General features: G+C 41.2%; 12 protein-coding genes. 2 read left to right on the top strand and 10 right to left on the bottom strand.

The genetic code is table 11. The features are described 5' to 3' along the window. Window positions 1-21: 21 nt before the first annotated feature. From LVY74_RS08485 to LVY74_RS08465, 5 genes are all read right to left on the bottom strand, one after another. On the bottom strand, window positions 22-468 hold the full coding sequence (locus LVY74_RS08485; RefSeq protein ID WP_237814720.1) for a hypothetical protein: 447 nt from the start codon (window positions 466-468) through the stop codon (window positions 22-24). A 42-nt stretch (window positions 469-510) separates the two neighbouring features. Further along, a complete protein-coding gene (locus LVY74_RS08480; protein ID WP_237814719.1) occupies window positions 511-996 on the bottom strand; it encodes a phosphate-starvation-inducible protein PsiE in 486 nt (161 codons plus the stop codon). Between the two features lie 120 nt (window positions 997-1116). Continuing rightward, window positions 1117-2895, bottom strand: coding sequence for an acyl-CoA dehydrogenase C-terminal domain-containing protein (locus LVY74_RS08475; protein ID WP_237814718.1), 1779 nt, complete (start codon window positions 2893-2895; stop codon window positions 1117-1119). A gap of 135 nt (window positions 2896-3030) precedes the next feature. Continuing rightward, the gene (locus tag LVY74_RS08470) at window positions 3031-4833 is read right to left on the bottom strand and encodes an acyl-CoA dehydrogenase C-terminal domain-containing protein (RefSeq protein ID WP_237814717.1); all 1803 of its coding nucleotides are present in this window, start codon (window positions 4831-4833) and stop codon (window positions 3031-3033) included. Window positions 4834-5113: 280 nt separating this feature from the next. Then, on the bottom strand, window positions 5114-5482 hold the full coding sequence (locus tag LVY74_RS08465; RefSeq protein ID WP_237814716.1) for a hypothetical protein: 369 nt from the start codon (window positions 5480-5482) through the stop codon (window positions 5114-5116). Between the two features lie 141 nt (window positions 5483-5623). Between LVY74_RS08465 and baeS the strand changes: the two genes are divergently transcribed. After that, window positions 5624-7312 (top strand): sensor histidine kinase efflux regulator BaeS, encoded by a 1689-nt coding sequence (gene baeS / locus LVY74_RS08460; RefSeq protein ID WP_237814715.1) that lies wholly within the window; start codon window positions 5624-5626, stop codon window positions 7310-7312. A 4-nt stretch (window positions 7313-7316) separates the two neighbouring features. Then, the gene (locus tag LVY74_RS08455) at window positions 7317-8003 is read left to right on the top strand and encodes a response regulator (RefSeq protein WP_151778092.1); all 687 of its coding nucleotides are present in this window, start codon (window positions 7317-7319) and stop codon (window positions 8001-8003) included. 41 nt (window positions 8004-8044) lie between these two features. Here LVY74_RS08455 and LVY74_RS08450 read toward each other — a convergent pair whose 3' ends face one another. The 5 genes from LVY74_RS08450 to LVY74_RS08430 form a co-directional block, all read right to left on the bottom strand. Continuing rightward, entirely contained in the window at window positions 8045-8935 is an 891-nt protein-coding gene (locus LVY74_RS08450) for a hypothetical protein (RefSeq protein ID WP_237814714.1), read from the bottom strand. Window positions 8936-9073: 138 nt separating this feature from the next. Further along, the gene (locus LVY74_RS08445) at window positions 9074-10516 is read right to left on the bottom strand and encodes a protein adenylyltransferase SelO (protein ID WP_237814713.1); all 1443 of its coding nucleotides are present in this window, start codon (window positions 10514-10516) and stop codon (window positions 9074-9076) included. Window positions 10517-10630: 114 nt separating this feature from the next. Further along, window positions 10631-11788, bottom strand: coding sequence for an acyl-CoA desaturase (locus LVY74_RS08440; protein WP_237814712.1), 1158 nt, complete (start codon window positions 11786-11788; stop codon window positions 10631-10633). 154 nt (window positions 11789-11942) lie between these two features. Then, window positions 11943-12668, bottom strand: coding sequence for a glycerophosphodiester phosphodiesterase (locus tag LVY74_RS08435; RefSeq protein ID WP_237814711.1), 726 nt, complete (start codon window positions 12666-12668; stop codon window positions 11943-11945). A 50-nt stretch (window positions 12669-12718) separates the two neighbouring features. After that, window positions 12719-13291 (bottom strand): cob(I)yrinic acid a,c-diamide adenosyltransferase, encoded by a 573-nt coding sequence (locus LVY74_RS08430; RefSeq protein ID WP_151708594.1) that lies wholly within the window; start codon window positions 13289-13291, stop codon window positions 12719-12721. Window positions 13292-13331 lie beyond the last annotated feature (40 nt).

Raw genomic sequence — 13331 nt, 5'->3', positions numbered from 1 at the left:
CTCTTTTTTTATTCAAAATGATCACTGTTGCGGTGGAATCAGTTGATCCAGTGCTTTGTCATCCAGATTATTCAGTTCGCTTAAATCGGTTTTGATTTTCCATTTCTCAACATCTTCGATAGGATTAGGCAAACGTGCTTCAAGCCAGTCACAGACCACATCGGGTGAAAACTCAGCATGATTGCATTGAATCACCCACGCCAAAAAGTCTTTGGCTTCACCATTCATATAAGGTGGTGGAGAGACAGGCAAAAACTGAGTCGGTAAACGCTCATTGGTCGACAAGTAATTTAAAACATGCCCAAGTTCCTGTACGGTTTGCCATGCCAATGGATGTTCAATATCAATAAAAAACTTAAACCACCATGCATGTTGTCCATCATCCCCATGTCCAACAATACGACTGGCTTGGACACTCGGGACTTTGGCAAAAAACTGTTCTAGGCGTTCAAAATTTAATTTAGACACGTTGTAATTCTCTTGATTTCACGGCGTTACTATACCTGACAATTAAGCCAATTCATCATCTTGCGGTTGTAGCTTTTTACTGCCTACTTCATTTTTTTCTTTAATGGCTGATGGATAATGCCAAGAAGCATAGCGCACGATAAAAATTGCCACAGCTAAAATCAGGATTGAACCTGTGACAATAATTAAATCCATAGAGGCTTTATGGTCATGTTGAATCACCGAAATCAGCAGGCGAGTGAGTGCAGTAATTGCCACATAAATTAAAAAACGCACAGGCATATGATTGGTTTTAAAGTAGATTCCAACCATAGCACCGAGTTCTAAATAGATAAATAACAGTAAAATATCGTCAATGCTGGCATAGCTTTTTTCAGTAAAAATATCGATGGTGGTGTGTACCGCAGACCACGCGATCATACAGCCAATAATAAACAGCGCTAAATAATGAAAACTCTCTACGGCTAAATGACCAACCCGATCTAGAAACTGTTGTATTTGATCGGTCTTATCTTTGGGAATAGGCATCGCAAAAACACCTTAAAACAATCTATGATGAGCTTAAATTAGCATTGTGATGACAGGATGACAAATCATAAAACCAAAAAAATGCCTGATAAACAGGCATTTTTTTAGATCGAAATTGAATTACTGTTGAGTAAAGTAGTCTGGATCAAACTGCATGATGACACTCGAACCTGCATTGATTTTGGCAAAACGGCTATTAAGTTCAGGCAAGACTTTTTCAATGTAGTATTGTGCCAAACGCAGTTTATTGGCATAAAACTCACCTTGTTTTGACTCTGCCGCTTTGGCAATTTTGGCAAACATATAGGCAAAGCTGAGTAAGCCCACCACATGTAAGAAATCAACTGCAACGGCATTGGCAAAGTCAGGGTCTTCTTGAGCTTGATCAATGATACGCTGTGTCAAAGCCTCAACTTCAAGGCAAGCATCTAAGGTCATATCTTTAATAATGGTGAGGTCAGTATCAAGTTCATCGACAAAACTACGGATTTCATCGATATATTCATACAAGAATTCGCCGTTATTTTTAATGACCTTGCGCCCTATCAAATCTTGCGACTGAACGCCGTTGGTTCCTTCGTAAATCTGGGCAATACGTAAATCACGGATGCATTGTTCCATGCCCCATTCAGCAATATAACCATGTCCGCCAAAGCACATTTGCGCATCTAGAACCGCATTGAATGCAGTGTCGGTTAAATAGGCTTTGGCAATTGGGGTGAGCAGGGCAACACGGTTGTTGGCTTTACGCACCGCTTCGGCATCGGTTGAAAACTTGGTGATGTCGAGCTGTTGACCGACATATACCGCAAAGGCACGTGATGCTTCATTATTGGCGCGGGCATTGAGTAACATGCGACGTACATCGCCATGTACTAAAATGCTGTCCGCAGGTTTTTCTGGGCTTTTCACGCCTGTGGCACTGCGCCCTTGCAAACGGTCTGTGGCATATTGGGCCGCATTTTGGTAGGCAAATTCAGCTGCACCTAAACCCTGAATCCCCATCGACAAGCGCTCATAGTTCATCATCACGAACATCGCCGCCAAGCCTTCATTTTCTTTGCCGACCAAGAAACCTTTGGCTGCATCGAAGTTCATGACACAAGTTGCAGATGCCTTGATTCCCATTTTATGTTCAATTGAACCTGGTGCAACGGTATTGCGCTCACCTAAAGAGCCATCTTGATTGACCATGTATTTCGGCACAATAAACAGAGAAATACCGCGAGAACCCGCAGGTGCATTCGGCGTTTTTGCCAAGACAAGGTGAATGATGTTTTCGGTCAGGTCGTGGTCGCCACCTGTAATGAAAATCTTGGTACCTGTAATGTTGTAGCTACCATCGGCATTCGGTTCTGCTTTGGTTTTGATAATGCCTAAGTCTGTACCCGCATGTGGCTCGGTTAAGCACATGGTGCCTGACCATTCACCCGAATAGATTTTCGGTAAATAGGTTTCTTTTTGTTGTTGTGACGCATAGCTGTTGAGCGCCATGCCTGCACCGACCGACAACAGTGGATACAGCATAAAGGACGGGTTGGTGGCAAAAATCATTTCATCAGACAGGACTGTCAGCATTTTTGGCATGCTTTGACCGCCCCATTCTTCATCGGCACTTAGACCAATCCAGCCACCTTCGGCATATTGTTGAAATGCTGCCTTGAAACCTTCAGGGGTAGACACTTTACCATCGGCATAGTGTGCGCCTTGTTCATCGCCACTCCGATTGATTGGCAGCGTAACATTTTTGGCAAATTTAGCCATTTCTTCTAAAATTGCCTCGGCAGTTGCAGCATCTAAATGTGCCAGCTTTTCATTGCTTTGCCAAAATTGTTCTGCGTCAAAGACTTCATTTAAAATAAAACGCATATCAGCAAGTGGGGCATTGTAGATTGGCATTGTTGTTCACCTGTTTTTTTGAGTTTGCTTTAACTCTAGCAACTTTTATGACGATACTGATGGATCGCTTCCTGAATATCGTTGCAAGACATTTCATAAAAAAGGCTGCACAGTCAGGCAGCCTTTTTCTGTGCATTAGAACGCAAAATGTTCAGCATCTAAATTCATCAGTGGTTCTAAGCCACCTGCAATCACGGCAATGTGTCCGTGAACACGAGGCAGTACTTTCTTGAAGTAGAATTGTGCTGTGGTAATTTTAGCTTTATAGAATTCAACTTCACTTGAACCGTGAGCCAGTTTTTGCTGTGCAACAACTGCCATACGCGCCCATAAATAGCCAAGCGTCACATAGCCTGCAAAATATAAATAGTCGACTGCGGCAGCACCAACTTCATCGGCATTTTCGCGAGCACGTTCACCAATGCGGTTGGTGAGTTGTCCCCATTCCTTGTTTAAGCTGGCAAGTTCGCTGATCAACGCTTGTAATTCAGCATTGTTGGCTTGTTCTTGGGTAAAGTCATAAATGATTTTGGTGAAATCACGCAGTAAAGCCCCTTTGGTCTGTAGTACTTTACGGCCAAGCAAATCCAGTGCCTGAATTTCAGTGGTTCCTTCATACAAACAGGCAATACGGGTATCACGAACAATCTGTTCCATGCCATGTTCAGCAATAAAGCCATGTCCACCAAAGACCTGAACGCCTTTGTTGGCAGCTTCATAACCCGTTTCCGTCAAAAATGCTTTGGCAATAGGCGTAAGTAACGACAAGATATTGTCCGCATATTCGCGTTCTTCTGGTGTTGCAGCACGTTCAACCAAGTCCGCATATTGGGAGAGTAAGTAAACGAGCGCACGACCACCTTCGGCAAAGGCTTTTTGAGTGAGCAACATGTTACGAACAGCAGGATGCACAATAATCGGGTCAGCTTCTTTTTCAGGCTGTTTTGCCCCAGACAGTGAACGCATCGCCAAACGTTCTTTGGCATAGACCAGTGCGCCTTGGAAAGAAGATTCGGATGCCGCTAAACCTTGTACGGCTGTACCGATACGTGCCGTGTTCATAAAGGTAAACATGCAGTTTAAGCCACGGTTTTCAGGGCCAATTAAATAACCTGTGGCTTTATCAAAGTTCAAGACACAGGTAGCATTGCCATGAATCCCCATTTTATGTTCGATAGAACCGCAGCGAACCTTGTTACGCTCACCAAGAGAGCCATCTGCATTGACATGGAATTTAGGCACAATAAACAGTGAAATACCTTTGGTGCCTTTCGGAGCATTTGGTAAACGAGCCAGTACGATGTGCACGATATTTTCAGCCATATCGTGTTCACCCGCGGAGATAAAGATTTTTTCTCCAGAAATGGCATAGCTGCCATCGGCATTGGGTTCAGCTTTACTACGAATAATGCCAAGGTCTGAACCCGCATGGGACTCGGTCAAACACATGGTGCCTGTCCATTCACCTGAAACCAGTTTAGGTAAGTAAGTGTCTTTTTGCTCGTCTGAACCGTGATGTTCAATGGTACGTACTGCACCATGTGACAAGCCAGGGTACATGCCCCATGCCCAGTTTGAACTGCCGACCATTTCTGAAATTACAGTGGCAAGTGAGTTCGGTAAACCTTGACCGCCATACTGTTCTTCAGCAGATAGAGATGGGAAACCGAGTTCGATATATTTTTGATAGGCTTCTTTAAAACCTGTGGGTGTAGTGACTTCACCGTCATGCCATGTACAGCCTTCACGGTCGCCCACTTGATTGAGTGGAGACAGCTCATTTTCACAAAAATCTGCAGCAGCCTCTAAATATTGATCAATTAATTCACGGCTGACTGTATCTTGAAAAGCAGGCAGTTTGGCATAGTGCTGCTCTGCATCGAGCAATTCATGTAAGACAAATTGCATATCACGTAAAGGCGCTTTGTAATGTGGCATGATGATGTCCTCTTGTACTGGCAAACCCCAGTTTTATGTCTTTAAAATGTGCCTTTCCCAGCACTTTGTATGCAGTACATCGTGCAACAAGTTGCAGTATCCGACAAGAGTAAAATCGTGGTTTCTGTGTGACTCTAAAGTCAAAGAAAGTTTTATTAATAATACTAAGTTTATGAAAAATATTATTTTTATTTTTAGTTAAAATGTAGCTTTAGCCAACCTTAACCTGAAAATAAAAAACGGCATACAGAGCGTATGCCGTTTCTTTCTATCTGTGCAATTACTTGCTTGCAGGTGCTGCTGGTGCAGGTGCATCTGCTGGAGGCGGTGGTGGTAATGGACGGTCTTTGTCCTGATCTGGTTTAAAACGCAATTCACAGGTACCTGCAATGGTTTTATCTGCAAGTTTAACTTGAACTTTGGCACCTACAGGTTGATTGCTACATGCCTGTTTGAATTGTTCAAATTCAGCTTTATGTTTTGCCATGTCTTGTTCAGACATGCGAGGAGCATGATGGCGGTGATGAGGGTCTTGTGGGCCAGCTTGCATCGGGGGTTCATGTGGTTTCCCCATCGATTGACATGCAGTTAATGTCCCCATACTCAAAATTACGGCACTGACCAATGCAACTTTTGCAAATAGATTCATATTATTGTCCTTATATGATGTGAAGGAGTAAAAGTGCAACTGTGTTAACTTTAATCAACCAACATGGAGGAACAATGAAGAGTTTTTTGTGGACATGTTGGTTACAATGGAGAAATTCAGGATATTAATTGAGTTGAGTTGTTGAAAAAGCTGCGTATTCCGATTGCCTTGCGCCTGTTTTTCACAGTGCTACTGACCACGGTGATTATTACCACAGTGAGTTTAGGCGTGTTCCAATGGACGATGAAGGAAAACTTTGCCAAATATGTGGCAGATGTTGAAATGCAGAAACTTGATCATCTGATTGAAAATCTGGCTGGGGTCTACAGCATTTACCATGACTGGGGCAATGCGATTCAGGCACAGATTTTACAGATTGAAGGTCAACCCGGCCCTGATGATTATGACCATTTATCAAGAGTCTGGTTACGCCGTCAGTATGACATTGCCTTTCAGCAGCGCTATTTTAAAGAAAATACCATTCTCAACGTACCCACAGGCGTAGAACAACAAACAGCCATTAAAAAAGAAGGTTTGTCTGTTGATGAAATTCGTTTGCTACAAGAAAATTTACCTTCTGAATATCAACCCTTTGAAGGGCTTAGTTTTCCACTCAATAGTGGTCCAATTTTTTGGAATCGCAAATCCATTCAGCAACCACGTCCACCCAAAGATGCCAATACACCACCTCCTGAAGATACTCCCCCCCCTGAAGGTAAAAAGCGCTTTATTCCCATGCCTGACAAATTGGGGCTAAGTTCTCGCTTGTCTTTATATGATGCTAAGAAGCATTTTATTGTGGGTGAGCAAAATACAGGGGCAGTGTCATTTCGTCCAATTAAAGTCAATAATCAAATTGTGGGTTATCTGGGCTTAAAACCTGTTTTAGATCAGGAAGATGCTTTAAGTCTAAATTTCTTTAGTACGCAAAAGAAAGTATTGCTCTTGATTTATGCAGTGACTGTGGTTGCCAGTCTCATTTTGGCTTTATTGCTCGCGACATACTTTAAGAAACCGATTCATCAATTGCTACGAACGGCTCGTGAGCTGACCAAAGGGCACTATCAATATAAAATGCAGGTCAAGCGTAATGATGAATTGGGTGATTTATCTAACCAGATGAATCATTTGTCCGAAATTTTAGATCAACATGAACAGTCACGCCGTCAATGGGTCGCCGATACTTCACATGAGTTGAAAACGCCACTTGCTGTATTGCAGGCGCAAATTGAAGCAATGCAAGATGGGATTCGAAAACCAACCCCTGAACATTTTGCTTCAATGATGAGTCAGGTCAGTAGTCTGAAAAAATTAACGCAAGATTTGGCAGATTTAGCACAGGTTGAGGCGCAGCAATTGACATGCTATTTTGCAGAAGTCGATCCGTGGCAGACCGTCGTGCAGGAAGTCATTAATTTTACGCCTAAACTTGAACAAGCACAGTTGCAAGTTGAGGTTGAAGGAAGTGGCACACTGCTTTCTCTAGATGTCGACCGTTTTAAACAAATTATTGTGAATTTGTTGGGTAATAGTATTCGTTATACAGAAATGGGTGGAATGATTCGCATCCATACCGTACAAAATGAACAGGCATGGACACTGTTGATCGATGATAGCCCGCTCGGTTTATCTGATGAACAGTTACAGCGTTTGGGTGAACGTTTTTATCGTGTCGATGATTCGCGTACACGGAGCACGGGAGGCACAGGTTTAGGTCTGGCACTTTCGGTTAAAATTGCTAAAGCTTTAGGTGGTCAGTTAAGTTTTGATCATTCGCCTTTGGGTGGTTTGCGCTGCCAATTAACTTTCCCAAAAATTTCTAGGAAATAAATACATGAAACATATTATTTTGGTTGAAGATGAAGTTGAATTAGCAGGTCTTGTTCGGGATTATTTAGAAGCTGCGGGCTATGAAGTTAGTATGTTTCACGATGGACAAGAAGCCTATAACAGCTTTTTACAACGTAAACCGAGCTTGATGATTTTGGACTTGATGGTGCCACGTATGGATGGTTTAACGATTTGCCGTAAAGTGCGTGAACAATCTGACTTGCCGATTATTATGGTGACTGCACGTACTGAAGAAATTGATCGGGTCTTGGGCTTGAACATGGGGGCAGATGATTATGTTTGTAAGCCATTTAGCCCGAAAGAACTGGTTGCTCGTGTACAGGCAGTCTTGCGTCGATTAGAGCGTAAATCAGAGCCAGAAGAAAATGATTTATTCCGTATCGACAAGTCACAACAACGGGTTTGGTATAAACAAAAAGCCCTGAATTTAACGCCAACCGAGTTTCGTCTTCTAGAGCTATTTCTAGAACATGTTGGACAAGTTTATTCACGCATTCAGTTGCTCGACCATATTAATCCTGACAGTTTTGATGTGGCAGACCGCGTGATTGACAGTCATATTAAAAACCTGCGCCGTAAGATTTCTGAAGTCGCTGAAGATGACAGTCGCCATGAATGGGTGCAAGCGGTGTATGGGGTTGGTTACCGTTTTGAATATCCCAATGATTAATTAAAATGAGAACAAAGGGCTATTCGATTGAAATAGCCCTTTTAATATTTGGTACATAAACTAATCGGTAAACTATAAAAATACCCAATTTTTCCAACTGATTGAATCGGTGTACTTTTTCCACCTTCAATATCTTTTTTTGTATTAAACTTTCCAATCCGACCGATTAATTCAATATCTCGTGTTTTAATCAACATATTAATATCAACTTTAGGATAGTCTTCGATATGAACAATATCCTTAGATGTATATAATCTTGGTGTTTTTTCATAATCAGCAAAACGTGTTGTAGACTGAATATTGCAACAATAACGATGAAATGGAAAACTATAATAATGGGCGATATATTTATAAGGTTTATAGGGATCAGCATCCCGATTTTGTTTTTCTTCAAATGTTAGTATCTCTTTTTGTAGAGGAATAAAATTTAAATAAGTTTCACCATTATCATGTATAAGTGTATATTTATACCGATTCTCTAGAAAAAAATTAATAAAATCTTCCCTATTAACATCTTTCTCATAAATAAAATAACGAATCTTTCCACCATGATTGATTACACCCGCATCAATTCTAAAATTTTGTTCTAGGGTTTTATAAATATCCATCTTTTCGATCATCTGAACGAATTGTTTATAATCATTAGTTTTTAAATTGGATAAATACAAAGCTCGCCAAGAAGGAGAAAAACTATGGGTAAACTTGCCATTTTCTTTTTTCATTGGAGTCACATTGTCTAATGCTCTATAAAATATTTTTAATCGAGCTTGATCAAGATAATAATCTTGATGCCCAACCACATCGATCCAAGGCTGATAACCACAATAGCGTTCTTTTTCATTCCACTTTTTTACAAATGCTAGCCATTCCTGTCTTTCTTGATATTTTTGGTATTTAGAGTACCCAAAAGGGAGTGAAATTAAAATAATCACGAAAGTTGCAATAATGGAAAATTTTTTTTCAAAGATCATAAGTTAATTTATAAAAATAGTATTTATAGTTTTGTATTATATTCTGTGAAATTGGTTTGTGAATCCTGAATGACTCACAAACCAATAAAAGTTTTATGTTTATGATGAACAACTCACCATTACATCAGGCACATCACTGGGTAGTGGTGCAAGATCGGCAGGGCGTTCACGCTCAGATTGGTGGGTAAATGGTTGTGCCAAAAGCTCAAACAAACGCTCAACTTCGCTAAAGTCATCGCGTTGTGCTGCTTCGATCGCGGTTTGTGCCATGTGATTGCGTAAAATATAACGTGGGTTGGCTAAGCGCATAGTAGCATCAAGCTGTTCAGTATCTTGATGTTCACGAATCGCATGATACTGCTTGAGGAAATCCTCGAACTGTCGAATATTGAGGCAATCATCTTGAATAGCCCGATATTGCTGTTCTTGCAGACGAATGAAACTTTGCGTGTAATCGAGCTGTTCACTTTGCATGATTTTTAGAAATGCCATACCGCAGTCAAAGCTATCTTTATGAAAGTCAGGTAGCCCCATTTTAGCGGCTAGACCTTGCTGATAAAACGCTAAAAACTTCGGTTCATACTGTTCTAAGGCTTTGACTAACTCTTGCTTAAATTGTTCACGATCTTCAGTTTTGGCAAGTGGTACAAGATTATTGATCCAAACCCATAAATTCCAGTGTCCAATACTTGGCTGATTTTGATAAGTATAACGACCCTGATGATCCGAATGATTGTTGATCCAATTGGGGCGGAAACGTTCCATAAAACCATAAGGACCAAAGTCGAGGGTTGAACCTGTAATATTGAGATTATCTGTGTTCATCACACCATGTGCAAAGCCGACCAGTTGCCATTGTGCAATCATTTTTGCAGTCCGTTCAATCACCTGATCTACAAAAGCCAAAATAGGTTGCTCTGCATTTAAACATTCAGGAAAATACCACTCGATGGCTTTTTCAGTAAATTCTTTGAGTAGTTCAGGCGCATATTGATTAATCCATTCAAAATGCCCGAAACGAATATGACAGTCTGCTGTACGTAACAGCATTGCACCTTGTTCAAGTTGCTCACGTTGTACGGCATGGTTGGACGTGGTAAAGCCGATGGCATTGCTTGAAGCAATACCCAGTGAATTGAGTGCATGTCCTGCTAAGTATTCACGAATTACTGAACGCAAAACAGCACGCCCATCGCCCATACGTGAATAAGGCGTTTTGCCTGCACCTTTTAAATGCAAGTCAATGGTTTTACCCTGACGGTCAAGCACTTGCCCAATCAATAAGCCGCGACCATCACCCAATTGTCCAGCCCATTGACCAAACTGATGCCCTGCATACACCATTGCCAGTGGGGTAAACTCGGCAAAGGTCTTTTGTCCACTACAAATCTCCACCCAGTTTTGTTGTTCTTCGGCTGTCCACTGCAATTCATTGGCGAGGGCAACATTAAAATGTCCTGCGCGTGCGCCTTGTAATGTTTTTGGCATTTGCTGATGAAACAGCTTGGCATTTAATGCAGGATACAATGTGTTAAAGATCATAGTCGGCAGGTTTTACAAAGATTCTGTATTACTCTATAGCAAAATTTGGATTTATAGAAAAATAGCTATAAAAAAAGAGATGCTCAAGCATCTCTTTTTTGAATACGATTGAGATTAGGTTGAAATTTTACGCATACGTTTAACCAAAACCTCAAGACGATCACGATGGTGCTGCAAACGCTGCTCGACCAGTTGGAAATCTGCCTTCAGTTTATGATCAATTTGATGGATTTTCTCGGTCATTGCTGCTTTTTTGTGCTGCAACTCCAGTTCTTTGAGCTTAGCCATATCGTTTAAAGTATGGGTAAAGGCTTCATATTCTTGCGCGATGTGCTGTTTCATCGTGCGTAAATCTTCATTGATATCCAGACCATACACCGCAAGGTCTTGCTCTGCATATTTGAACTTCATTGCCAATTCTGCTTTTTTAATATTAAAGCTTGGGATACGGCGCAGATTTTTAGCTAAACCAACTTTTGAACATGACCAAATCAACCATTTGGTTGGGTCGTACTGCCACCATTTCACTCCATTACGGTAGTCGTATTGGAAGATATGATGATAGTTATGATAGCCTTCGCCCCAAGTGGCAATCGCTAACCAAAAGTTATCACGTGCTGTATTTTCATCGGTATATGGACGTTTACCGAACATATGGCACAGTGAGTTGATAAAGAATGTGACATGGTGACTCAAGATTAAACGCAGCAAACCACCTAATAAAATTACACCCCAAATATCACCAACTGCCCAGCCAATTGTCCCCAAAATCACAACATGTACCGCAATCACTAAAGGCACATAGTATTTGTCTTGGAACATCACGACTTTGTCATTGAGTAAATCAGGCGCATTTTTATAGTTCGCTGTAGCCGCAGGATAATCACGAATCATCCAACCTAAATGGGCGTACCAGAAACCTTTTTTAATTGAATATGGATCTTGATCGATATCATCAACATGACGATGATGCGTACGGTGTCCAGATGCCCAATACAAAATACTGTTCTGTACAGCAAATGTACCACCGAGCATCAGAATAATTTTGAGTGGGAGAGACGCTTCATAAGCACGGTGTGCCCATAAGCGGTGATAACCCGCTGTGATACTTAAACTACTCAGTGCGAGTAGAAAAAATAAGCTTACCCACGCACTGACAGAAAAATCATGGTAATAAGCATAAAGCGGTATAGCAATTAGGGCAGCAATTGGAGTCCCCAACAAGGTAATGGTTGCTGTCCAGTTAATAGGTGCTTGCGGCAGGGGAGTCATATGCAGCGACGCTCCTCAAAGAAAAATAGGGTCGACCTTCAAACGCAATACTGATGGCTGTTTATAGGCATCTTTATCGATGCTTTAACAATATTATACACTTGTATTTTAAAAGCTAAAGCGAAACTTTCGACCAATGCGTTTTGTCTAAATATTACCCTAAAACGTGTAGCTGCTGTTGCATTGTTTTCGGAAAATCTGTGATTAAGCCATCAATGCCTTGATCTTGTAGCATTTTTGCCCTTTCAACGTCATTGACTGTCCAGACGCTGACAGCAAGCCCTGCCAATTTGGACAACTCAATCATGTCAGGCGTTGCCAATGTATCTTTCCACCCTATGCGGCTACAATTATATTTTATTGCTTTTTCAATAGCTTGGCTTTTAATGTTGTCTTCAATTAATAAACCTCGCTGAAAATGACTATTTTGTTTTTGAAGCGCAATTAAAATTTTTTCATCAAAACTGGTAATGGTTGCAGATTGTTCAAAACCTTGTAACTGCTGCTGTAAGGTGTCGATTAAACGTTCAGCTGTCGCAGTATCTTTGACAGTTTTAACTTCGACTTCAATATGTTGAAAATCACGCAATATTGTTAAAACTTCAGAGAGTAAAGGCGTACTCTCTGTGGACGTCCAATTCTTCCATTGTGCACGATGGTCATAATGTTTTAAATCGGAGGAAGTACATGAATAAACCGCGCTGAGTTTACCTGCGGTACGGAGAAAATTATCATCGTGCATGACAAACAACGTACCATCTGTAAGTTGGCGGACATCGAACTCAACAGCCCGAATGCCCAATTGTTGTAAGTAATAAAAACCACCTAGCGTATTTTCAGGTGCTTCGCCACGTGCACCACGGTGACCAATAATTTGCATCCATTTTTCACATGAAGTTGAGGATGAAATTATTTTACGCTTAAAAGTACTTACTTTTGTTTTTGCCAGTAAATTTCTTTGCCATGTTCAGCCAATTGTAGGCTACGAGAAGCGACAAATAACCAGTCAGACAAGCGGTTCAACAGTAATAAAGCTGTTTTCTGAATATTTTGATCGCGTTTTTGCAGGCTGATTAAGCTACGTTCAGCACGGCGGCAGACAGAACGTGCTTGATGTGCATAACTGCATGATAATGAACCTGCAGGTAGAATAAATTCTTTCAACATCGGAAGGTATTTATTCATGGCATCGATATCGCTTTCCAAGAAAATGAGTGCTGATTCTTGTAAAAGGTTAAAGTTGGGAATACACACTTCACCACCCAAGTCAAATAACCAGTGTTGGATCAAACTTAAACTTTTGTCCCAACGCTGCTTTTCATCGGCATCGATCCCACTATTCACGATTTGGGCGCGCAGTACGCCAAGAATACTATTGAGTTCATCAACATCACCTAAAGCTTGAATCCGTAGATCATCTTTCTCGACGCGTGTCCCATCGCCAAGACCTGTCGTCCCATCATCACCTGTACGCGTTGCAATTTTGCTTAAACGATGACCCATAATTCATTCCTTTTGATCATAAAAAAGGATAATGTTTTTT

The organism is Acinetobacter sp. ME22, from assembly GCF_022012315.1.
In the GTDB taxonomy this organism is placed as follows: domain Bacteria; phylum Pseudomonadota; class Gammaproteobacteria; order Pseudomonadales; family Moraxellaceae; genus Acinetobacter; species Acinetobacter brisouii_A.
Note: the sequence above shows the minus strand (reverse complement) of the source record. Positions and strands in the feature narration are given on the sequence as shown.